At 63.1% G+C, this 23,451-nt stretch carries 15 protein-coding genes and 1 pseudogene; 5 read left to right on the top strand and 11 right to left on the bottom strand.

Annotated features, from left to right (window positions below; all coding sequences use genetic code 11):
* Positions 1–94: 94 nt before the first annotated feature.
* From ACZ6YA_RS07705 to ACZ6YA_RS07695, 3 genes are read right to left on the bottom strand one after another with little or no spacing between them, the layout of a single operon-like run.
* Positions 95–688 (bottom strand): glutathione S-transferase, encoded by a 594-nt coding sequence (locus ACZ6YA_RS07705; RefSeq protein ID WP_465896535.1) that lies wholly within the window; start codon positions 686–688, stop codon positions 95–97.
* Positions 685–4,329, bottom strand: coding sequence for an AAA family ATPase (locus ACZ6YA_RS07700; RefSeq protein ID WP_465896534.1), 3,645 nt, complete (start codon positions 4,327–4,329; stop codon positions 685–687). Before ACZ6YA_RS07700 ends, ACZ6YA_RS07705 begins: the two co-directional genes overlap by 4 nt.
* Positions 4,326–5,564: an exonuclease SbcCD subunit D C-terminal domain-containing protein gene (locus tag ACZ6YA_RS07695; protein ID WP_465896533.1), complete on the bottom strand. Its 1,239-nt coding sequence runs from the start codon at positions 5,562–5,564 to the stop codon at positions 4,326–4,328. Before ACZ6YA_RS07695 ends, ACZ6YA_RS07700 begins: the two co-directional genes overlap by 4 nt.
* A 352-nt stretch (positions 5,565–5,916) precedes the next feature.
* Between ACZ6YA_RS07695 and vgrG the strand changes: the two are divergent.
* The 3 genes and pseudogenes from vgrG to ACZ6YA_RS07680 form a co-directional block, all read left to right on the top strand.
* Positions 5,917–6,483: pseudogene (gene vgrG / locus ACZ6YA_RS07690) on the top strand (type VI secretion system tip protein VgrG); the annotation flags it as partial.
* 170 nt (positions 6,484–6,653) lie between these two features.
* Entirely contained in the window at positions 6,654–7,340 is a 687-nt protein-coding gene (locus ACZ6YA_RS07685) for a hypothetical protein (RefSeq protein WP_465896532.1), read from the top strand.
* Positions 7,341–7,715: 375 nt separating this feature from the next.
* Positions 7,716–8,147 carry a DUF2628 domain-containing protein gene (locus ACZ6YA_RS07680; RefSeq protein WP_465896531.1) on the top strand — a complete coding sequence of 144 codons (432 nt, stop codon included), beginning with the start codon at positions 7,716–7,718 and terminating at the stop codon, positions 8,145–8,147.
* 352 nt (positions 8,148–8,499) lie between these two features.
* Here the strand turns inward: ACZ6YA_RS07680 and ACZ6YA_RS07675 are convergent, their stop codons facing one another.
* Genes ACZ6YA_RS07675 through ACZ6YA_RS07650 form a run of 6 tightly spaced genes read right to left on the bottom strand, consistent with a single transcriptional unit; the run spans position 8,500 to position 15,319 of the window.
* Complete coding sequence (locus ACZ6YA_RS07675) at positions 8,500–10,122, bottom strand: BatD family protein (RefSeq protein ID WP_465896530.1); 1,623 nt, start codon at positions 10,120–10,122, stop codon at positions 8,500–8,502.
* A complete protein-coding gene (locus tag ACZ6YA_RS07670) occupies positions 10,119–11,837 on the bottom strand; it encodes a vWA domain-containing protein (RefSeq protein ID WP_465896529.1) in 1,719 nt (572 codons plus the stop codon). Before ACZ6YA_RS07670 ends, ACZ6YA_RS07675 begins: the two co-directional genes overlap by 4 nt.
* Entirely contained in the window at positions 11,834–12,910 is a 1,077-nt protein-coding gene (locus ACZ6YA_RS07665) for a vWA domain-containing protein (RefSeq protein ID WP_465896528.1), read from the bottom strand. The genes ACZ6YA_RS07670 and ACZ6YA_RS07665 overlap by 4 nt, the downstream gene beginning before the upstream one ends.
* Positions 12,903–13,397: a DUF4381 domain-containing protein gene (locus ACZ6YA_RS07660; RefSeq protein WP_465896527.1), complete on the bottom strand. Its 495-nt coding sequence runs from the start codon at positions 13,395–13,397 to the stop codon at positions 12,903–12,905. Before ACZ6YA_RS07660 ends, ACZ6YA_RS07665 begins: the two co-directional genes overlap by 8 nt.
* Before the next feature lie 13 nt (positions 13,398–13,410).
* Positions 13,411–14,355: a DUF58 domain-containing protein gene (locus ACZ6YA_RS07655; RefSeq protein ID WP_465896526.1), complete on the bottom strand. Its 945-nt coding sequence runs from the start codon at positions 14,353–14,355 to the stop codon at positions 13,411–13,413.
* 4 nt (positions 14,356–14,359) lie between these two features.
* Entirely contained in the window at positions 14,360–15,319 is a 960-nt protein-coding gene (locus ACZ6YA_RS07650; RefSeq protein WP_039601915.1) for an AAA family ATPase, read from the bottom strand.
* A 188-nt stretch (positions 15,320–15,507) separates the two neighbouring features.
* Between ACZ6YA_RS07650 and ACZ6YA_RS07645 the strand changes: the two genes are divergently transcribed.
* Positions 15,508–16,794 (top strand): phospholipase effector Tle1 domain-containing protein, encoded by a 1,287-nt coding sequence (locus tag ACZ6YA_RS07645; RefSeq protein WP_465896525.1) that lies wholly within the window; start codon positions 15,508–15,510, stop codon positions 16,792–16,794.
* Positions 16,795–16,839: 45 nt separating this feature from the next.
* On the opposite strand, the gene ACZ6YA_RS07640 is transcribed toward ACZ6YA_RS07645, so the two are convergent.
* Positions 16,840–17,193 carry a hypothetical protein gene (locus tag ACZ6YA_RS07640; protein ID WP_465896524.1) on the bottom strand — a complete coding sequence of 118 codons (354 nt, stop codon included), beginning with the start codon at positions 17,191–17,193 and terminating at the stop codon, positions 16,840–16,842.
* Between the two features lie 249 nt (positions 17,194–17,442).
* Here ACZ6YA_RS07640 and ACZ6YA_RS07635 point away from each other — a divergent pair, with 249 nt between their 5' ends.
* The gene (locus tag ACZ6YA_RS07635) at positions 17,443–22,308 is read left to right on the top strand and encodes an NAD-glutamate dehydrogenase (protein WP_465896523.1); all 4,866 of its coding nucleotides are present in this window, start codon (positions 17,443–17,445) and stop codon (positions 22,306–22,308) included.
* A gap of 164 nt (positions 22,309–22,472) precedes the next feature.
* On the opposite strand, the gene ppsR is transcribed toward ACZ6YA_RS07635, so the two are convergent.
* A complete protein-coding gene (gene ppsR, locus ACZ6YA_RS07630) occupies positions 22,473–23,291 on the bottom strand; it encodes a posphoenolpyruvate synthetase regulatory kinase/phosphorylase PpsR (protein WP_400799164.1) in 819 nt (272 codons plus the stop codon).
* Positions 23,292–23,451: the final 160 nt, after the last annotated feature.

Genomic DNA, 23,451 nt, shown 5'->3' with positions numbered 1-23,451 from the left:
GCCCGCGAACACCGGCAACGCCGGTGCCATGCACCGCGGTGGCAGCTTCGCGGGCAAGCATGCTCCCACATGGATTCGTGCGTAGCTGAGAGCTTTAGCGAGCCATCACTGATTTGAACAGCGCCGACCCCAACCACCCCTCCAGCCAGCTCCGCGCCCGCGGATAAGCCGCCTCGGCGAACCACTGCGGTTCGACCCCGGCAAACTGGCGCATCAGGGGCAACAAGGCGGCGTCGACCAGGCTCGGGTGCTCGGCCAGCAGGTAGGACCGGCCCTCGAGCAACTGTTCAAGTTCTGCCAGCCAGGTTTCAGCCTGCTGGCGGTAATGCTCCCGTGAATACTCGGGATAGCGCTCGGCGTACTTGTACAAGTTCACCTGCGCCTTGAACTCGCTGTCGTTGCGGGCAATCAGCCGGTCGGCCAGCTGCGCAGCAGCGGGATCAGCCTGCAGCCGCCAATCCTGCGGGTCGTTGCGCTCAAGTGCCCAGCGCATGATGTCCAGACTCTCTTCCAGCACCCCCTCACCGGTATCCAGCACCGGCACCGTGCCCTTGGGTGACAGCGCCAGCAGCTCGGCCGGCTTGTGCTTCATCGCCACCTCGACGATCTCGACTTCGCACCCGGCATAGCGCAGGGCCAGTCGCGCGCGCATGGCCCAGGGGCAACGGCGGAACGAGTAGAGGATCACCCGCACACCTCGACATCACTCAGGCCATTGCCCTGGCGCCGTACCTGGATCTGCACCGGGATGCGCTCGTGCATCTCCTGCACGTGGGAAATCACCGCCACCTTGCGGCCCTGTGCCTGCAGGCCGTCGAGGGCATCCATGGCCAATTGCAGCGACTCGGGGTCGAGGCTGCCGAAGCCTTCGTCGATGAACAGCGATTCGATGCGCAAGGTGCTGGAGGCCATCGAGGCCAGACCCAGAGCCAGTGCCAGCGACACCAGGAAGGTTTCACCGCCGGACAACGAGTGCACCGAGCGCAGTTCATCGCCCATCTCGGTGTCCAGCACCAGCAGGCCCAGCGCGCTGCCACCGCGTTTCAGGCGGTAACGCCGCGCCAGTTGGCGCAGTTGGGCGTTGGCGTGGTGCAGCAGCAGGTCGAGGTTGTAGCCCTGGGCGATCTTGCGGAACACATCGCCAGAGGCTGAGCCGATCAACGCGTTCAGGCGAGCCCAGCGCTGCCACTGCTGGTAGGCCTGGTCAATTTCGCCGGCCAGCGCTTGGTGTGCATGCTGGCGGCGCTGGTCATCGGCCTGTTGCGCACGCAGCTCGGCGCAGTGCTGTTCCTGAACGTTCAGTTGCTGCACAAGCTCGGCCAGTGTCTGCTCCAGTTCTTCGGCAGGCATCTCTTCCTGCGCCTGGGCGGCATGCTGCTGCAGCCGCTGCTCGCGCTCCTGCAGCAGCACGCGACCTTGTTCGATGGCTTTTTCTGCATTTTGCAGGTGTTGGCGAAGTTCACCCAGCTGGCCGTCGTCTATGGCCAGCAGACGGTCGAGACCGCTGTCGTCCAGCTCGGGATGTTCGCTGCGCCACTGGGCGATCTCGCCTTGCAGCTGCTGGCATTCGTGTTCCAACGCCTGCTGCCGCTGAGTATTGGCCTTGAGCTCGGCGGCCAATTGCACGCCCTGGGTACGCAGGTCCTGCAGGCGCTGAGCGGTGTCGGCATCCACTGCGCGGGCCTGTTCCAGCTGTGCGTCCAGATGCTGTTGCCAGGTTTGCGCGTTGGCGTGTACACCCAGCAGTTCGGCGAGCGCAGCTTGAGCGTGCTGGCGCTGCTCGTCCAGGCCGACAAGCAGGTGCTGCGATTGCTGCTGAGCCTGCAGGCGCGTGTGCAGCTGGTCGCGCAGCTTGTCCAGTTGCACCTGGCGTGCTTGCTGTTCTTCCTGCTCGTCCTTGCGATGCTCCAGCTGCTGCAGGCGCTGGGCGATCTGCTGATCCAGGCCGAGGAAGGCATTGGCCGGGTCATCGCTCAGGGCCTTGAGTACATCGTCCGGCAGCACGCTGGCCAGGTCATTCAACCCTTGCTGCAGTTGCTGCTCGTCGCTGGCCAGTGCCTGGTGTTGCTGGTCGAGATGGCGTTGGGCCTGCTGCTGCGCTTCTTGCGCTGCCTGCAGTTGCTGGTTGAGGCGGGCGGCATCTTTTTGCAGGGCGAGCAGGGCGCTCTGGCGCTTCTCGTCCTTGCCGATTTCATCGTCCAGGCGCTGCTGCTGGTTGGCCAGCCAGGCCGTGCGAGCCTTGTCGTCCTGTGGTGCGAGCGCTGGCCAGAGGCTGTGCGCCTGCACCTGCGCAACCAGAGGCTGCAACTGCTCGCCCAGCTGGACCTGTTGTTGCTGGTAGTCCTTGAGCTGGGCATTGATCACACCGAGCTGGGTACGCAGTTCCACCAGTTTGCCGTTAAGCGTTTCGACCTGCTTCTGCGCCGCGTCCTCTTCAGCCTGGTCATGCCGGCCGAGGCTTTGCAGCAATGCTTCAGGCTGGTGGAACGGGTGTTCGGCGCTGCCACAGACCGGGCACGGTTCTCCGTCACGCAGCTGGCCGCGCAGCTCTTCGACGCTGGTATTGCGCGCCATGCGTTGGCGTTCCAGCAATTGGCGAGTGAGATTCAGCGCCTGTTCGGCGGCTTCCAGCTCGGCTTTTGCTGCAGTGCCCTCGCCGATCAGTTGCTGGCGTTGCTGCATGGCCTGCTGCTGGCGCTCGCGGATGGCTTCGAGTTGCTGGCGCAGTTCCAGCTCGCGGCCATGCAGGCGCGACAGCTCTTCGACGGCGCGCTGCTGCTTGCGATTGTCCTGGAGCATGCCGCCGAGCAGGTCGATCTGTTCGGCCAGCGCCTGGGGTTCGGCCTTGGCTTCGCGGAACAGCAAATCGTAATGGTCGCGTTGCGCCTGCCATTGCGCATTGGCCTGGCTGGCCTGGGCTTGCAAGCCTGGCAGCTCGTCGCGGCCCTTGGTCAAACGCCCACCGATCAGCATCACTTGCTTGAGCTGCGGCAGGTAGGCCTGCCAGGCGTTGGCCAGCCCTGCCAGGTGTTGGCTGCCTGCCAAGGCTTCATCGATCTGCGCTAGCTGTTGCAGGCTGCGTTGCTGGTTTTCTTCCAGCTGCTGTAGATGTTGCTGGCATTCGGCAACGTGCTGGTCGGCTTGCTGGCCGGCCGAGCGCTGCGCCGTCAGTTCTGCGTCGAGGCGTGCGAGGCTGTCCTGCGCGGCAAAGGCCTGGCGCAGGCGCGGGGCGTTTTCGCTGTGCTGGGCCTGGCTGTCTGCAAGTGCCTGACGTGCCGCAACCAGTGCGTGTTCCAGTTCGCTGGTGCGAATGTTCAGCTCGGCGTGCTGGTGCTGTTGCTCGGCGATCTGTGCCGCCAGTGGCGTCAGTTGCGCCGTCAATATTTGCTGGCGGTGGAACTGGTGCCGCTGGGGCGCCAGGCGTTCAAGGCGCTGCAGGTCGAGGCGTTGCTCGCCCAGCGCTTGCCAGCTTTGCTCGGCAGCCTGCAGGGCAGCGCGGGCTTCGCTGTGCTGTGCCTGTAGCTGGCATTGCTCGTTGAGCCAGGTGCGCTGCTGCTCCAGTTGGCGCTGGCGCGCCTGGTCGGCCTTGAATTGCTGCTGAGCCTGTTCCAGGCGTTGGTCGAGTTCGGCGCGGGCGTCGGCGACCATCGGCAACAGATGGCTGGCGCGGTCTTTCAAGGCATTGTGCGCTTCACCGGTTTCCCGTGCCTTGCCGAAGGCGCGCTGGCCGAGGCGGGTATAAATGGCGGTGTTGGTGAGCTTTTCCAGCAGCTCGCTGCGTTCTTTGTCGTCAGCCTTGAGGAAGGCGCCAAACTCGCTCTGCGCCAGCATCACCGCGCGGGTGAACTGCTCGAAATTCAGGCCCAGGCGGGCTTCGATCAATTGCTTGTATTCGTTCTTGCCGCTGCCCAGTACCTGCTCGCTGTCGAGGTCATACAGGCTCTGACGGCTGAGCTGCAGCTTGCCGTTGGCTTTGTCGCGGGCACGGTTGGCCTCCCAGCGTGCGCGGTAGCGGTGGCCGTCGATGCCGACGAAATCGACCTCGGCAAAACCACTGCCGGTACCACGGCGCAACAGGTTGCGCGGGTCGGAAGTGGGTATGTCGCCGTCGGCGTCCGGCACCTTGGCTTCGCGGCCGATGTCGTTGAGCCGAGGCACGGTGCCGAACAGCGCCAGGCACAGCGCGTCTAGCAGGGTGCTCTTGCCAGCGCCGGTCGGCCCGGTGATGGCGAACAGGCCGGCGCTTGCCAGGGGTTCGGCGGTGAAATCGATGTCTATCGGGCCGGCCAGGGATGCCAGGTTCTTCAGGCGAATGGCGAGAATCTTCATGGCTGTTCCTCCTCCTGCTGGACGTCCTGCAGCAGCAGGGCGAAGTCGGCCAGCACCTGCTCGTCGACGGGGTTGCCGTAGGCCTGTTCCCAGGCGCGGCTGAACAAGTCCTGCGGGGTCATCTGCGACAGTTCGACGAACTCAAGCTCATTGTCGTCCTCGTTGCGGCGCCCGGCATATTCGGCGCCGATGCGGATCAGCCGCACGGCCTTGCCCTGGAGTGCGCTTTCGACTTGCTGGCGCAGGTCGGGTTGCGGCTCGTCCAGAAGCACGCGTACTTCCAGCCACGGCTGGCGGTTAGGGTCTTCGAGCAGGTCGATCACTGGCAGTTCGGCGAGTTGTTCCAGCAGCTCGCCGAGCGGTGCCGGGCCGATGCGTTGCAGGGCCACGGCGCGCGGCACCGGGCGCGCTTCGACGCTGACTAGCTCGGCGCCGTCCAGCTCGATTTCCAGCACCTGGTGCGGGTAGTTGATTTCAGCGAACGACAGCGGGATAGGTGATCCGCTGTAGCGGATGCGGGATTCGCGGTTGACCTTCTGCGGCTTGTGCAGGTGGCCCAGGGCCACGTAGCTGATGGCTTTGTCGAACAGCTTGGCCGGCAGGGCCTCGGCGTTGCCGATGATCAGGCTGCGTTCCGAGTCCTCGGACACCGCGCCGCCGGCCATGTGCGCGTGGCTGATGGCGACCAGCGCCTGGTCCTTCTTGCGTTTTTGCTGCGCGGCGGCGATCAGTTGCTGGTGCACCTGGGTGATGCCTTGCAGGTAGTCGTCACCCAGCTGCGGGCCGGTGACCTCGGCCGGGCGCAGGAAGGGCAGGGCCAGGCACCAGGCGGCGACCTTGCCACGGCCGTTGGTCAGCGGGATCAACAGGCGCTCGGCATCCAGTTGGCCTTCGTCGAGCCAGTGCACGCGCCCCAGCGCATGGGTGCGCAGGCGACGCATGAGCGCAGCGGGCAGCTCGATGCGCGAGCCGGAATCGTGGTTGCCGGCGATCATCACGATATCCAGCTTCGGCTGCTGCTCGTGGGCCTTGACGATGAAGTCGTAGAGCCGCTCCTGGGCTTTGACCGGCGGGTTGACCGTGTCGAAGATATCGCCAGCGATCAACAGCGCGTCGGGCTGGCGCAAGTGCAGCTGGCCGAGCAGCCAGTCGAGGAAGCAGGCGTGTTCGAAGTCGCGTTCCTGGCCGTGCAGGCTCTGGCCCAGGTGCCAGTCGGAGGTGTGAAACAGACGCATGGATGACCTGTTGGTGTCGAGTCGGCAAGCCGGAGCTTGGTGTGAATGATGGGCTTCGCGCAGCCGGGTATGGTAACCCAACGCTGTGTTATGGGGCAGTTGCTGCCGGCGGGTGACGGCGATTTTGTGACAGCTTGATTCTGATTGGGGCCGAAATGAGCAGCACCCACGAACCCGCCTCAGTTGCCCACGCCTTATCGCCAGGAGGCGACGGGCTTTTCGTGTAGGAATGCAGGTAGTCAGGGTGGTTAGTGGTCCTGCATGCTGGGATTCACGCTGAACGCATGGTTCATAGTTGGCTTGGGATCATTGTCTTAAAGTCCGAGCGCTTCGAGCACTCAAGGACACCGCAATGATCATGGACCTGGCCCTGGCCGAGCTGACGGCGCAGCACCGTCGACTGTTCAAATTTCACAACCTGGCCGATCCAGAGCAACCGCTGTTGCTGGAAAGTTTCACAGGTGTCGATGCTTTGTCGCAGCCGTTCGCCTATGAGCTGTTGTTGATTGGCTCCGAGCCACACCTGCCGCTCAAGTCGATGATCGGCCAGCAGATCAATATCGAGATCGAGTTGGCCGATGCCGCTCCGCGCTTCATCAATGGCTACGTTACCCGCTTCGCAAGCCTCGGTAGCGACGGCGCCCTGAGCCGCTACGGTGCGACACTGAACCCTTGGCTGGCGATGCTCAGCCACCGCAGCGACACACGCATTTTCCAAAACTGCACGGTTGAAGAAGTTCTGACCGAAGTCTTTAGCCTGTATCCAGCCTACGCCGCCTATGCCTTCCGGCCTGGTCGCCCGTTGAAACGCCACACCTACCTCACCCAATACTGCGAAAGCGACCTCAACTTCGTTCAGCGTTTGCTCAACGATGCGGGGCTGTTCTACTACTTCGAGCACAGCGCCGATGGCCACACCCACACTTCGAAGGGTGCTTAGTCGTTTACGGAGTGGGATCTATATAAAAAAGGCAATATTCCAGTTGATCCAGCGTTCCGTTCTGCGATGATGGATAATGCCGTTAAGCTGGAGCCCGAAATCCAGCAATACATTCATGGGCTGTTGTCGGGATATTGAGGTGAAATTAAATGAGTTGGTCTGATTCTTTGAAAGAGCGTATTGTAAACGAGCTCAAAGATTATGAGGTATATTTTTCAGCTGATGAGGTCCCTGCAGGGGTGGGCTTTCCTGAGCAGTGGCGCGGCTTCGGATGTTCGAAGGTCGACAGTGGGAATATACCCGCAGAGTGGAAGAATTTTGCTGAGGTTTTGCCTTGGGTGAATGCATGGCTCGCTAAGTGCGTAATAGGCACTGTCTTGGCAGTCAGCGACAAGCCATATCTCGCGTATGTATATAACGATAATGGTGACCTGTGCTTTTACATGGGTGGTATCCCTTTAGGTGTTGGGAAAGAGAATAATCTCCAGGTTCAGTGGCTTCCTCAAAAGTTGAGGGCGTTCTATACAAATTTGCACGACGGTTTTGGGTTTTACATAGGCTGCACCATGGGGCCATCCAGATTTGAAGACTTCGTCTCTATCAAAGATCTGTGTGATGAAGACTATCCAGCCCTTCCTGATATGGTGGGGGTTTTTTCTAGTGGCGCTGGTGATTATCTATCTTTGGCTAAACCTCCGGCCGAGGTCGAGGCTTTCATATGGTGGCATGAGGAACCGGACGCACCAACACGAAATATCGACTTGTGGGATGTGATGGATTCTTGGATGTCCATCTTTTTAGAGAACTCCGATTCTAATGATTCTATTCTAGTTTAGCAGCGGGGTTCTTCATTCAGTTTTTTTGATCGAGTTCTTGAGCATCAAAGACGGTCTGCCGCATGCCATCATCAATGCCAACTTCCGGTCCAAGTACCTGTGGTGGAACGCCCAATGACCTGATCCAGGTGGACAACAGCGAGGTTCGGGACACGCTTATTTTCGTCAAAGGCGACCGGATGGATATCAGCCGCTATGCCGGCTCACGGGTTGGGAGCGAAAAATTCCGTTACGAAGCCTGGAGTGTACTGTGACACGCTTCTCATTCCGGACCGCCCCCGCACTTGTCCTCACCTGCGCGCTGATTTACCCTCCCACCCGACCATGAATCATGGCCATTCGACATTCACGGAAGACAATTTCAGGAGTTTCCCCATGGAAGGTATCCCGCAAAGCCAATCCACCCCAAGCAACCCCAAGCCAAAATGGCAGGAGCGTTTCGCCTTCTTCGATCAGCACGGCGGCCCTCGCGAAGCCAGTTACAAAGCCGCTTTCCGTGCCTTGCCGTTTCGCAAGAAAATGTTGATCAACAACAATTTCCTCGGGTTCTTCTTTGGCCCGATCTACTGGTTCGTGCTGGGGATGTGGAAGAAGAACCTGGTGATGCTGGCCATTGTCATCGCTATTGGCCTGCTTGAAGGGGTTTATGAGGCGGCAACCGGTAATGCGGTGCCTCGGGCGCTGGATCAGGGGATCAGCGTAGGGTTCGCGGTGCTGTGGGGCATGTTGACCAACTACGCCTATTACCTGAAGCAGACCAAAGGGGAGCAGGGCTGGAACCCGTTCCAGGGTCACCGGTTCATTTAAGCCATGTGGGTGGTCAGCGTGTGCATGAGTAAAGATTGCATGTTGGCTGCCATGGGTTTGTCTCGATATTTTCAGCGGTCTTGAGATCGAGCGCCGCCCGCGCGGCGCTTCGCGGGGCAAGCCCGCTCCCACTGTCTACCTCCGGCCAGTTTTGTCAGTGACATCTTCGTTGTCCGCCTTTGGGCATTGCTCGATATTGGGTCAGAAAAACGAGGCGGGCAGTGGAGATGCAATAGGCATTATTGGCCATAGGTAAATGTGGGAGCGGGCTTGCCCCGCGAAGCGCCGCGCGGGCGGCGCTCGATCTCAAGATCGCTGAAAAGGCCAAGGCAAGCACCCCTCAGCCACACCCTCATTTAGGATAAAGCGGCGGCAAACTCCCCGGTTCACCTGTAGGCAACAACACCTGCTCCGCCGGCGGAATCGTCCCGATCGCCCGCCACAGATCCTCGCCCTGCCAATACTGCCCCATCTCGCTATACAACGCCCCGTTCAGTCCATCCAGTGCATCCGACAGCGGCACGAACCGCGCCGCCATCTCGGCCAGGGTCTCGGGCTGCTGGCGTGCCCAGGCATCGAGCGCCTGGCGCGTCGCCTGCGGGTCGTTGGCCTGGCAGGCGCGCTTGAGGTCGTCCAGCAGGGTGCGTGGGCTGGGGCCAGTTTGCGCGGCGCGCAGCACGGCCGGCTGCGAGCGGGCGCGCCACCACAGGGTGAAGCCGAGCAACGTGGTCAGGGCGAACACCAGGGTGGCGACCTGCCAGGGCCAGAGCCGGCGGCTGGCACTGCTGGCATCGCCAACCGGGGTTTCGGCGCTCAAGGCCGGGTTGTCCTGCACGTTCAACGTACGTGCAGGCAGGCTGGAATGCTCCAGATGGTCCTCGCGAGTGTTCCACCAGGTGACCTCTAGCGCAGGCAGTGCCAGTTGGCCGCTGTGGGTCGGCACCAGCGCTTCGCGTTCCTCGCGGTTGGCGGTCATGCCGCGCTCGTTGATTTCGTTGCGCAGCAGCGGCTGGTCCGGGTAGCGGCGCAGGCCGACGATTTCGGTGGCCGGCAGTGGCGGCAGTTGGGTGCTCGACAACCCTTCGGCGCGCAGGGTAATGCTGCGGGTCAACGAATCGCCGATCTGCGTCTGCTGGCTACCGGGATCGGGGTTCCAGTGTTCTTCCAGGTTCAGGCTGCGGGCGGGCAGCCAGGGTGCATTGGCGGGCCAGGCGGCGGGGATCGGGCGTACTGTCAGGCGAAGCGGCAGCGAGCTGACTTGTACCTGTCGGCCTCGTGCGGTACCAGCGGGTTGCTCGGCATTGGCAGCGGCGGTCGCGGTGAACGTCAGTGGTGGGATATCCAGGTCGCCGCTCTGCTGCGGATAGAGCGCGTAGCGGGTTTCGATCACCCCGTGGCGCACACCGTTGATTTCCTTTTCATAGGTGCGCGATTCGCCCAGCGGCTCGACCTTGGCGTTTTCCAGCTGCAATGGGCTGAGGCTGCTGTCGTCGTACAGCGACACTGAATGGTAGATGCGCAGGGTCAGCACGGCCTGGGCCTGGACGTACACCTCGTTGCTGTCCAGGGTGGCCTCGACAAACACCTGGGATGCGCTGTCCGGACGGTTGGCGTCGGCCTGCAGCACTTGCAGCTCGATGGCCTGGCTGTGCGACTGGCCCAGTTGCAGCGCTGGGATGTTCAGGCTGCCACTGCGCCGTGGCAGCAGGGTGATGATCCAGCGGGTGCTGGCGCGGGTCTCGCCGTCAAGGGTGTGCAGGCTGTTCAACTGGCGCGTGCCGCGCACCTCAAAGTCGCCTTCGAGCGCGCGCAGGTCGGGCTTGCCGAACTGGGTCACGTCCTGGCTTTCGAGGGTCAGCTCCAGGGTTTCGCCGGCTTCCAGGCGGGTGCGGTCGACACTGGCCTGCAGGGTCGGTTCGGCCTGGACAAGCAGTGCCCATACAAGACTGAGGAGAAAGACGCCGAGGCGACTCATCGTTGGGATTCCTGATGCAATTGCTGTTCATACCAGAATTTGCGCCGCAGCAGCTCCGCCGGGTTGTCGGGGATCTCCCGCAACCATTGTTCAAGCGCCTGGCGTTGTTCGGCGTCGAGACTGTTCGATACCGGCCGCTGGGGTGGCTGGATGACGCCGTCGTCATCGCCGCCCTGGTTGCCGGGCGTGGCCTGGTTGTTGCTGCTGCCCTCGCCGGGTTGCTCGGCGTTGGCCTGTTCATCGTTGCCGGGTGTGCCCTGCGCCGGGCTGCTGGCCGAGCTGCTGTTGCCCTCGGTCTCGCTGCCGGGCGTGCCTTGGGCATCGTTCTTGGTCGGTTGTTCCTCGGCCTGTGCCTCGCGTTGTTGCAAGAGCCGCTGGATCAGCGCTTGGTTATCCAGCGCAGGCTTGAGGTCGGCCTGACGCTCCAGCGCCTGCTCGTAGGCATCCAGGGCGGCTTCCAGTTCACCGCTGCGAGCCAGGGCATTGCCTCGATTGTAGTGGGCCTCGGCGCTGTTGCCTTGGGCAAATGCCTTGGCGGCTGCGGCGTAGTCACCGGCCTGGTACAGGGCCATACCGCGCCATTGCGGGTCCTGAAAATGGCGGGCGGCATCCGCCGGTTGGTTGCGTTCTAGCAGGCGCTGGCCTTGCTGATCGGGGCGCAGCCACAGGTCGTTGAACTCGAAGGCGTGGCTCGGTTGCGGCACGGCCAGCAGCAGCGGCAGGCAGAACAACCAGCCGCGTCGACCGGCGCAGGCCGCCAGCAACAACAACGGAAACAGCAGCCAATAACCCTGGTCGGCCCAGCTGTCGAGCTGTACGTTCTGGCCATCGTTGCGCAGGCTGCGCGGGTTGTCGAACAAGCCGAGGCCGCGCAGGTCCAGATCGTCGATGCGGGCATGGCGGTAGCGCCCGCCGGTACCGTTGATGAAGGCCCTGAGGCCGGGGCTGTCCAGGCGTGGCACCAGGATGCCGCCCTGGTCGTCCTTGAGGAATTCGCCATTGGCCTGGCGCACTGGCGCGCCCTCGCGGGTGCCGATGCCCAGCATCAGCAGGCTCGGGCCCTGGCGGCCAAGGGCCTGGGTGATGCCCTGGCGCTCGGGCGCGCTCAGCGCCGACCCGATCAGCAGCAGGCGGCCCTGGCCCAAGCCACTCTGTGCCAGCAGGGCCAGGCCTTTTTGCACGGCCAGGTCGGCGCGCTGGCCGGGTTGCGGCATGATCGACGGGTCGATCGCCTCGAGCAGGTTGCGCGTGGTGCCCAGGTCATCGGACAGCGGCACCAGGGTGTGGGCGCTGCCTGCGTAGACGATCAACGCGGTCTGGCTGTCGCGGCGATGTTCAAGCAGGTCGAGGATTTTGCGCCGTGCCTGTTGCAGGCGGTTGGGCGAGGTGTCCTCGGCGAGCATCTGCGGGGTCAGTTCGAGCAGGATCACCAGCGGGTCGGCCGGGCGCTGGCGGGTTTCTTCCAGGCGCTGCCAGCTCGGCCCGAGCAGGGCCAGCACGATCAGCAGCCAGGCCAGGCCCAGGGCGACCCACGGCAATTTGCTGTTGCTGCCGCTGCCGCCGCCGAGCAGCACCGGGTGGAATGCCTGCGGCAGGATCATCTGCCAGCGCCCGGCGCGCTTGCGCCGGTGCCACAGCTTGAACAGCAGCCAGGCGAGCAGCGGCACCACTAATAGCCAGAGGGGGCGTAACCATTGCGGCCACAAATCGATCATCGCCGCTTCCTCAGGCGCAGCCGTTTCAGGCGTTCACGCCATTCCGGGTGGGGCTGCAGGAAGCGCGGTTTGCGCAACGCCCTTTGCAGCAGTGTGTCTGGCCACTGCACCGCCACCACCAGCAGCACGCTGAGCAATAACGCCAGGGCCAGCGGCCAGGCGTACAGGGCCTTGGCCGAGCGCGCCTGGGTCGGCTGCTGGGCAACGGGTTCGAGCTGGTCGAGGGTGTCGCCGATGGCATCCAGTTCGGCGCCGTCGTGTGCGCGGAAGTAGGCACCCTGGGTCAGCTCGGCGATGTCCTTGAGCGAGGCTTCGTCGAGGTCCAGGCTCGGGTTGAGGCCAAGCAGGCCGGGTGTGCCGCTGGCTTCGGGGTTGGCGCCGATGCCGATGGTGTAGATGCGCACGCCCTCCTGGGCGGCCAGGCGCGCGGCGGTCAGCGGGTGGATCTGCCCGCCGTTGTTGGCGCCGTCGGTGATCAGCACCAGCACCCGGCTTTGTGCCGGGCGCTGGCGCAGGCGCTTGACTGCCAGGCCGATGGCATCGCCGATGGCGGTGTTCTTGCCGGCGATGCCGATCTGCGCCTCCATGAGGAAGGTCCGCACGGTGCGCCGGTCGAAGGTCAGCGGTGCCTGCAGGTAGGCCTGGCTGCCGAACAGGATCAGGCCGACACGATCGCCCTCGCGATCTTGCAGGAAGTCGCCGAGCAGCGCCTTGACCAGGTCGAGGCGGCTGATTTCGTCACCTTTCCACTGCATGTCGGGGAAGTCCATCGAGCCGGACACATCCACCGCCACCAGCAAATCGCGGCCACTGGCGGCCACCGGGACCGGGTCGCCGAGCCATTGCGGGCGCGCGGCGGCGAACAGCAGCAACAGCCAGATCAGCACGAACGGGGCTTGCTGGCGCCAGGTCGGCAGGTTCAGCCGTGCACGGCGGCCCGCGAGGCCTTCCAGTTCATCGAGGAAGCCCACCTTGAGCACCGGCTCGCCGCTGTCGGCGGCGGGCAACACCAGGCGCGCCAGCCAGGGCAGCGGCAGCAGCAGGAAAATCCACGGCCAGGCCAGTTCAAACATGTTTGCGAATCCAGGTTTCGACGGCCTGGCTAAGCCCGACGATGGCTTTGTCGTCCAGCTTGCACTCAGGCTTATAGGCGCCTTCGACCAGCACCATCCAGCGGGTCAGGCCGGCGGCTGGGCAGCGGTTGTCGAGAAACGCCAGCCACTGGCGGCCATTGAGTGTGTGGCTGTTGGCACCGGGATAATGGTTGCGGCACAGGCGTTTGAGTAGCGCATTGATCTGCTGCAGCCAGGCACCAGCGGGCGCGCCGTCGTAGGGGCGGGGCAGGCGGGCGAGTTCGGCCAGGGCTTCCACGCGCACCGGGTCGAGCGGTTGCTCGGCGCGCACCACCCGGCGTTTGCCGGGGCGCCAGCGGCGCACCCGCCACAGGCCCCAGGCCAGTAGCGGCAGCAAGGCAAGCAGTAGCCACCAGCCAGGCGCGGGTGGCCACAGGCCGATCGCCGGCGGGGCGATCAACGGTTGCAACTGGTCCAATGGGTTCATAGGTTGCGGTGCTTCATGTCCCGCTCCGAGGGCGCTGGGCGTTCAGGTATTCGCGCAGCTGTTCGATCATTTCGCTCTGGGTACTCAGCGGCATCAACAACACGCGCAGCTTTTGCGCCATCAGCTCCCAGCGTTCGATGCGTGCTTCGGCCTGTTGACGGTAAGCCTGGCGCAGGTTGGCGTCCAGGGTGTCAAGCTCCAGCTGCGCGCCGCGCTGGGCAAAACGCAGCAGGCCGGCGGCGGGCAGGGCATGGTCGAGCGGGTCGGAGACGGGCAGCAGCAGCAGGTCGCAATGGCGTGAGAGCATCGCCAGGTGCTGTTCAACCTGGGGGCTGAGCGAGCGTTCGTCGCAAATGACGATGGCCAGGCTGCCGGGGCGCAGCACTTCACGGGCGCGGCGCAAGGCCAGGCCCAGGCTGTCGACCTGGGGCAGCGCTTCGGTGTGCAGCGCCTGGTTGACCTTGGCCAGGCGGTTGAGCAGCTGCAGCAGGCTTTGCTTGCTGCGCCGTGGCTTGATTTCGTGGTGCTCGTTGTCGCCGAACACCAGCCCGCCGATGCGGTCGTTGTGGCCTAGCGCCGCCCAGCCGAATAGCGCCGCAGCTTGTGCCGCCAGCACTGACTTGAACATCAGCCCCGAACCGAAGAACAGCCGCTGGCTTTGTTCGACGAGGATGAAGATCGGCCGTTCGCGCTCTTCATGAAACAGCTTGGTGTGCGGCTCCTGGGTGCGCGCGGTGACGCGCCAGTCGATGTTGCGCACATCGTCGCCGGCCTGGTAAACGCGCACCTGGTCGAAGTCGACCCCGCGGCCACGCAGCTTCGAATGGTGCAGGCCGACCAATGGACTGCGCTGGCCTGGCCGGGAAAACAGCTGGATTTCGCGCACGCGGTGGCGCATGTCGATCAGCTCGGCGAGGCCGATGCGGATGCCGGGTTGGGCCTGCGGCGCAGTGGGCATGGGGTCAGGCAACGGCGACGACGTCGAGGATGCGCTGGACCACGCGGTCCTGGTCGACCCCCGCCGCCTCGGCTTCAAAGGACAGGATGATGCGATGGCGCAGCACGTCGAACAGTACCGCCTGGATGTCCTCGGGGCTGACGAAGTCGCGCCCGGCCAGCCAGGCGTGGGCACGCGCGCAGCGGTCGAGGGCGATGGAGCCGCGCGGGCTGGCGCCGTAGGCGATCCAGTCGGCGAGTTCGGTATCGAACTTGGCCGGGGTGCGGGTGGCCATGACCAGCTGGACCAGGTATTCCTCCACCGCATCGGCCATGTACAGGCCAAGAATTTCCTTGCGAGCGGCAAAGATCGCCTGCTGGCTGACCCGCCGTTCAGGCTTGACCTCGCCACCCAGCGCTTCGCCGCGAGCTTGGGCGAGGATGCGCCGCTCTACCGCAGCATCGGGGAAGCCGATTTTCACGTGCATCAGGAAACGGTCTAGCTGGGCTTCGGGCAGCGGGTAGGTGCCTTCCTGCTCGATCGGGTTCTGCGTGGCCATGACCAGGAACAGCGGCGACAGGTCATAGGTGCTGCGCCCGACACTGACCTGGCGCTCGGCCATGGCTTCGAGCAGCGCCGACTGCACCTTGGCAGGTGCCCGGTTGATTTCGTCGGCCAGCACCAGGTTGTGAAAGATCGGCCCCTGCTGGAACACGAAGCTGCCGGTTTCCGGGCGATAGATTTCGGTGCCGGTGATGTCGGCCGGGAGCAGGTCAGGGGTGAACTGGATGCGATGGAACTGCGCTTCTACGCCCTCGGCCAGCTCTTTGATGGCCTTGGTCTTTGCCAGCCCCGGAGCACCTTCGACCAGCATGTGGCCGTCGGCCAGCAGCACGATCAACAGCCGCTCGACCAGTTTCTCCTGGCCTAGGATCTGGGAGGAAAGAAAGGTGCGCAGCGCGATCAGCGCTTCACGGTGTTCCATCGGTAGCGGTTCCTGGGGTGGCGCCAGGGCGAGCGCGAAGCGCGACTGACCTGGCAAGGGGGGATACTTTAATCTATCCGCAGTGCCGCGTCGAAATCTGCGCGCTTTGGGGTTGATGCATTTCCCGGTTTTTTGCCGTTGTGATCTGTCGCTTGATGGTGACCTTCTACACAGGAAGGTAGGCGACCATGAACGAGCGGCAGCGCGTGCGGGTGGGTGTCTTTTTTGATGGTACTGGCAATAACCAGGCAAACCTCGGGCCTGTTACAGGGGTAGCCGCTCAGAACGAAACAGGCAGTTATGCCAATGCCCGAAGCAATATTGCCCTGTTGCATGCGCTGTATCCCACTGGCGTCGTAGAGGGCCAGGTGTTTATCAAAACCTATGTGCAAGGCGTGGGTACTACCCGAGGGGCGCCGGATTCGCTCTACGCCCAGGCGACAGGGCGGGGTGAATCAGGTGTGGAAGCAAGAGTTGAACAGGCGTTGGCCATGGTCGATGAGCAACTGCGCAGCGCTCACGTCAGCGGCCCGCAGGTTTGGCCCGTGCGCGTCGAGTTCGACCTGTTCGGCTTCAGTCGTGGCGCGGCGGCCGCCAGGCACCTGGCCAACCGTTTAGGGGCCGCAGAGCCAGGGTTGCCGCGGGCGTTGCGGGGCGATAGGGCGATCAACTTCATTGGCCTGTTCGATACCGTGGCGGCATTCGTGGCGCCCCTGCGAGGGGATTTCGACCCTGCCAACAGCAACTACCACGGCTTGCGCTTCGAATTGCGCGAAAGGATTGCCCGGCAGGTGGTGCAATTGGTAGCGGGCGATGAGCGACGGCGCAATTTTCCGCTGGTGCGCAGCAACAACGACATCATCGTGCCGGGTGTTCATTCGGACATTGGCGGTGGGTATCTGGAGCACATGCGCGAGCAGGTCTTGCTGAGCAAGCCGTATTCGAGCGCTGTGGCGCAGACGACGCCGGTCGAGCGCACCCATGCCTACACCGTGGTGTCGAGCTTGCTGGAATCGGCCTTTGCCAATCTGCCGGGCCCTCGTCCTCGGCTGATGAGTTGGGAGCAACCGATCTCTGGGAGCAAGGCCCGGCTGAAGGATCTTGACAAGCAGGTGTTTGTCGCCGTGTACCGTGAGCGGGAGGTGGCCGGGCATCTGTCACGCGTGTACCTGAGCGTGATGCGTGAGCTGGCGGTGCGCGGCGCGGTACCCTTTGCCGCGCTGGGCGATGACGAGGCGCATCGGATTCCCGAAGAATTGCAGGGGATCAGTCGCAAGCTCCACGACTTTGCCTTGGGTGATGGCGCGTCATTGCAGCTGACGCCCGGAGAACAGGGCCTGTTACAGGAAAAGTACATCCATACGTCCGCGCACTGGAATGCCGTCATGGGCCTGAACAACAGTGCGCTGGACGTGTTTTACATCAACCGGCCTGCGCAAGGCGGCAGGGTGATGCACGAAAACCCGCCGGGTTGAGGTTGGGTGGCGTTTCGACCCGCGCAGAGGCCGTGACTGAAAGACTCAGAGCTCGTTGACGAAGATGCCAGTGCCTTCAAGGATGTTCTGCAAGGTCAACGCCACTTCTTCCAGATCCGTCCCCGCCGAAGTCAGCACGATCTCCAGCACCTCATCCCCCTTCAACGCATCCCGATCCCCAGCCGCCACCTCGATCAGCAAGCGCTCTGCACTCAAGGTCACCTTCAACCCGTCCAGCGTCGACGGCTCGTCGTCCAGGGTCAGGTCGACGGTGTCCTCATCCGGGTAGCGGGTGAGCAAAAACATCTGCCCCTTGTCGCTGTGGCAGCACAGGGTCGCCATGTTGTCTTCCTCGTCATCGCAGGGGGTGGCGAACAGCAGGGCAGTCTTGAATTGCATGGAGATGGCTCGGGTCAATGGAAACGAAAGTGAATTCTGACAGCCTTGAACACATCCATAAACGTAAAGTTACCCCCCCTTGACCGAAATTGTCGCAGCGCTGCAAGCGGTGATGACCGATCAGTCGTTAAGCTTCCGCGAGCCCTGAACATTGGCGTCCGGCTCGCCACGGGTTGGCTATCGTTGATCCGTAGTCGTCGGACGCACGCGACGCTTCAACTATTACAAAGCCCAAGCGGAGTACCACAGATGGCGTTCTTCACCGCAGCCAGCAAAGCCGACTTCCAGCATCAACTGCAAGCGGCCCTGGCGCAGCACATCAGCGAACAGTCCCTGCCACAAGTGGCGCTGTTCGCCGAGCAGTTCTTCGGCATCATCTCCATGGACGAGCTCACCCAGCGCAGGCTGTCGGACCTGGCCGGCTGTACCTTGTCTGCCTGGAGCATCATCGAGCGCTTCGACCCCGAGCAACCGCAAGTGCGGGTGTACAATCCCGATTACGAACGCAATGGCTGGCAATCGACCCACACGGTGGTCGAGGTACTGCACCATGACCTGCCGTTCCTGGTCGACTCGGTGCGCACCGAGCTCAACCGCCGCGGTTACAGCATTCATACCTTGCAGACCACGGTGCTGAGTGTACGCCGCGACGCCAAGGGCCAGTTGCTGGAGCTGTTGCCCAAAGGCAGTCAGGGCGAGGGCGTGCGCCATGAGTCGCTGATGTACCTGGAGATCGACCGCTGCGCCAACGCCGCCGAACTGAACGTGCTGACTCGCGAAATCGAGCAGGTGCTGGCCGAAGTGCGCGTGGCCGTGGCCGACTTCGAGCCGATGAAGGCCAAGCTGCGTGAAGTGGTGGCGCAGGTGGAGCAAACCGCCTATGCCCCGGCGCAGCATGAAAAGGGCGAGGTCAAGGCCTTCCTCGAATGGTTGCTGGACAACCATTTCACCTTCCTCGGTTATGAAGAATTCACCGTGCAGGCTGGCAGTGCCGGCGGCCAGATGGTCTACGACGAGCAGTCGTTCCTCGGCCTGCCACGCCGCCTGCGCGTGGGGCTGACGCCTGAAGAGCTGCGCATCGAAGACTACGCCGTGGCCTACCTCGCCGAGCCGCTGCTATTGTCGTTCGCCAAGGCCGCGTTGCCCAGTCGCGTGCACCGCCCTGCCTACCCGGACTACGTGTCGATTCGCCAGCTGGATGCCGACGGCAAGGTGGTCAAGGAACACCGCTTCATGGGCCTGTACACCTCCTCGGTGTACGGCGAGAGCGTGCATGCCATCCCTTACATCCGGGTCAAGGTCGCCGAAGTCGAGCGCCGCTCCGGTTTCGACCCCAAGGCGCACCTGGGCAAGGAACTGGCTCAGGTGCTCGAAGTGTTGCCGCGTGACGACCTGTTCCAGACCTCGATCGACGAGCTGTTCACCACCGTGATGTCGATCGTGCAGATCCAGGAACGCAACAAGATCCGCGTGTTCCTGCGCAAGGATCCGTACGGCCGCTTCTGCTACTGCCTGGCCTATGTGCCGCGGGAAATCTACTCCACCGAAGTACGGCAGAAGATCCAGCAGGTGCTGATGGAGCGCCTCAAGGCCAGCGATTGCGAGTTCTGGACCTTCTTCTCCGAGTCGGTACTGGCGCGCGTGCAACTGATCCTGCGGGTCGATCCGAAAAACCGTATCGACATCGACCCGCAGCAGTTGGAAAACGAAGTGATCCAGGCCTGCCGCTCGTGGCATGACGATTACTCGGCGCTGGTTGTCGAAAACTTCGGTGAAGCCCAGGGCACCAACATCCTCGCCGATTTCCCCAAAGGCTTCCCGGCCGGTTACCGCGAACGCTTCGCTGCGCATTCGGCGGTGGTCGACTTGCAACACGTGCTGGCGTTGTCCGAGAGCAAGCCGCTGGCGATGAGCTTCTACCAGCCTTTGACGCGCGTGGGTGAGCGCTTGCTGCATTGCAAGCTGTACCACGCCGACACCCCGCTGGCGCTGTCGGACGTGCTGCCGATCCTTGAGAACCTCGGCCTGCGCGTACTGGGTGAGTTCCCCTATCGTCTGCGTCATGCCAGTGGACGGGAGTACTGGATCCACGACTTCGCCTTCACCTATAGCGAAGGCTTGAGCCTGGACATTCAGCAGCTCAACGACGTGCTCCAGGACGCGTTCGTCCATATCGTCCAGGGCGATGCCGAGAACGATGCGTTCAACCGCCTGGTGCTCACTGCTGGGTTGCCATGGCGCGACGTCGCCCTGCTGCGCGCCTATGCCCGCTACCTCAAGCAGATCCGCCTGGGCTTCGACCTGGGCTACATCGCCAGCACCCTGAACAACCACACCGACATCGCCCGCGAGCTGACGCGGTTGTTCAAAACCCGCTTCTACCTGGCGCGCAAGCTCACCCATGATGACCTGGACGACAAGCAGCAACGCCTGGAGCAGGCCATCCTCAGCGCACTGGACGACGTTCAGGTGCTCAACGAAGACCGTATCCTGCGCCGCTACCTGGACCTGATCAAGGCCACCCTGCGCACCAACTTCTACCAGCCCGACGCCAACGGTCAGAACAAGTCGTACTTCAGCTTCAAGTTCAACCCCAAGTTGATTCCCGAGCTGCCCAAGCCGGTACCCAAGTTCGAGATATTCGTCTATTCGCCGCGGGTCGAGGGCGTGCACCTGCGCTTCGGCAACGTCGCCCGTGGTGGCCTGCGCTGGTCGGACCGCGAAGAAGACTTCCGCACCGAAGTACTTGGCCTGGTCAAAGCCCAGCAGGTGAAGAACTCGGTGATCGTGCCGGTCGGCGCCAAGGGCGGCTTCCTGCCACGGCGCCTGCCGTTGGGCGGAACCCGCGACGAGATTGCCGCCGAAGGCGTGGCCTGCTACCGCATCTTCATCTCGGGCCTGCTCGACATCACCGACAACCTCAGGGACGGCGGCGTGCTGCCACCGGCCAACGTGGTGCGTCACGATGACGACGACCCCTACCTGGTGGTGGCGGCCGACAAAGGCACCGCGACCTTCTCCGACATCGCCAACGGCATCGCCATCGACTACGGCTTCTGGCTGGGCGATGCCTTCGCGTCGGGCGGCTCGGCCGGTTACGACCACAAGAAAATGGGCATCACCGCGCGCGGCGCCTGGGTCGGCGTGCAGCGCCACTTCCGCGAGCGTGGAATCAACGTGCAGCAAGACCCGATCACCGTGATCGGTGTCGGCGACATGGCCGGTGACGTGTTCGGTAACGGCCTGCTGATGTCCGACAAGCTGCAATTGGTAGCGGCGTTCAACCACCTGCACATCTTCATCGACCCGAACCCGGATCCGGCCACCAGCTTCGCCGAACGCCAGCGTCTGTTCGACCTGCCGCGCTCGGCCTGGAGCGACTACGACATCAGCATCATGTCCGAAGGCGGCGGGATCTTCCCGCGCAGTGCCAAGAGCATCGCCATCAGCCCGCAGATGAAGGAACGCTTCGCCATCGAGGCCGACCGCCTGACCCCGACCGAGTTGCTGCATGCGCTGCTCAAGGCCCCGGTTGACCTGCTGTGGAACGGTGGTATCGGTACTTACGTCAAGGCCAGCAGCGAAAGCCACGCCGATGTTGGCGACAAGGCCAACGACGCCTTGCGTGTCAACGGCAACGAGTTGCGCTGCAAGGTGGTGGGCGAGGGTGGCAACCTCGGCATGACCCAGCTCGGCCGCGTCGAGTTCGGCCTGCACGGCGGCGCCACCAACACCGACTTCATCGACAACGCCGGTGGCGTGGACTGCTCCGACCACGAGGTCAATATCAAGATCCTGCTCAACGAAGTGGTGCAGGGTGGCGACATGACCGAGAAGCAGCGCAACCAGCTGCTCGGCAGCATGACCGATGAAGTGGGTGGCCTGGTGCTGGGCAACAACTACAAGCAGACCCAGGCGCTGTCGCTGGCGGCGCGTCGCGCCCGTGAGCGGATCGCCGAGTACAAGCGGCTGATGGCCGACCTGGAAGGGCGCGGCAAGCTGGACCGGGCCATCGAGTTCCTGCCGTCCGAAGAGCAGTTGGCCGAGCGCCTGGCCGCAGGCCAGGGCCTGACCCGTGCCGAGCTGTCGGTGCTGATCTCGTACAGCAAGATCGACCTCAAGGAGCAGTTGCTCAAGTCCCTGGTGCCGGATGATGACTACCTGACCCGCGACATGGAGACTGCCTTCCCGCCGTCGCTGGTCAGCAAGCTTGCCGACGCCATGCGTCGCCACCGCTTGAAGCGCGAGATCGTCAGCACCCAGATCGCCAACGACCTGGTCAACAACATGGGCATCACCTTCGTCCAGCGCTTGAAGGAATCGACTGGCATGAGCCCGGCCAACGTTGCTGGGGCCTATGTGATCGTGCGCGACATCTTCCACCTGCCGCACTGGTTCCGCCAGATCGAGGCGCTGGATTACCAGGTGCCGGCGGAAATCCAGCTGACCCTGATGGACGAGCTGATGCGCCTGGGCCGCCGCGCCACCCGCTGGTTCCTGCGCAGCCGCCGCAACGAGCAGGATGCCGGGCGCGATACCGCGCACTTCGGGCCGAAGATCGCGCAATTGGGCCTGAAACTCGACGAACTGCTGGAAGGCCCGACCCGCGAGCGCTGGATGGTCCGCTACCAGGGCTTCGTCGACGCTGGGGTGCCGGAGCTGCTGGCACGCATGGTGGCCGGCACCAGCCACCTGTACACGCTGCTGCCGATCATCGAAGCTGCCGACGTGACCGGGCACGAGCCGGCCCAGGTGGCCAAGGCGTTCTTCGCCGTGGGCAGCGCGCTGGACCTGACCTGGTACTTGCAGGAAATCAGCAATCTGCCAGTTGAAAACAATTGGCAGGCCCTGGCCCGCGAGGCGTTCCGCGACGACATCGACCTGCAGCAGCGGGCGATCACCATTTCGGTACTGCAGATGGCCGATGCCCCGGAAGACATGGACGCCCGCGTGGCGCTATGGGCCGAGCAGCATCGTGTGATGGTCGAGCGCTGGCGCGCCATGCTCGACGACCTGCGCAACGCCACCGGTACCGACTATGCGATGTACGCGGTGGCCAACCGCGAGCTGGTTGACCTGGCGATGAGTGGGCAGGCGGCGGTAGTGCCGTCCTGATCGGTTAGTTGAAATGAGAAAGCCCCGGCAGCGATGCCGGGGCTTTTGTTTGTGTCTGTGGTGACCTCTTCGCGGCTAAAGCCGCTCCCACAGGTACTCGACCACCCTCGGATTCAGTGTTTACCTGTGGGAGCGGCTTTAGCCGCGAAGGGGCCATTACAGGCTTACTTGAACCGCCGCTCCACGCCCTTTTCCACCAAAATCTTCGCCGAAATCTCCTCCACCGAAAAATGCGTGGAATTGATATTGGGAATGTTCTCCCGGCGGAACAGGTTCTCCACCTCGCGGACCTCGAACTCACACTGGGCAAAGCTCGAATAGCGGCTGTTGGGTTTGCGCTCATGGCGGATGGCAGTCAGGCGGTCTGGGTCGATGGTCAACCCAAACAGTTTGTTGTGATGCTTTTTCAGCACGGCCGGCAACTGCAGCCGTTCCATGTCGTCTTCAGTCAACGGATAGTTGGCCGCACGAATACCGAACTGCATGGCCATGTACAGGCAAGTCGGGGTCTTGCCGCAGCGCGATACGCCTACCAGGATCAGGTCGGCCTTGTCGTAGTAGTGGGTGCGCGCGCCGTCGTCGTTGTCGAGGGCGAAATTGACTGCCTCGATGCGTTCCATGTAGTTGGAATTGCCTCCAATCGAGTGGGATTTACCCACGGAATACGACGAATGGGCGGTCAATTCTTGCTCAAGCGGGGATAAAAACGTCGAAAAGATGTCGATCATGAAGCCGTTCGACGTCGCCAGGATCTCGCGAATGTCCTGATTGACGATGGTGTCGAAGATGATTGGCCGTACGCCGTCACGTTCGGCGGCAGCGTTGATCTGCTGCACCATGGTCCGTGCCTTGTCAGGTGTATCGATGTAAGGACGGGTGAATTTGTTGAACGGAATGCTATCGAATTGCGCGAGCAGGCTTTGGCCCAGGGTTTCGGCTGTGATGCCGGTGCCATCGGAGATGAAGAACGCGGTTCGTTTCATTTGCGACAGGGCCTTAAGCTGATGACGTTTCTTGGATATGATAAGTTCGGTTTGCCGAATGCGGCTGTCGGCATTCTGCCATATTTTGAGACCCTATTTTCCAGGTACAGGCCACAAACGTCCGGCCAAGTCACAAAGACAGGCGGGCGCTCTTGAGCTT

This window comes from Pseudomonas sp. NPDC090752 (genome assembly GCF_055584805.1).
Note: the sequence above shows the minus strand (reverse complement) of the source record. Positions and strands in the feature narration are given on the sequence as shown.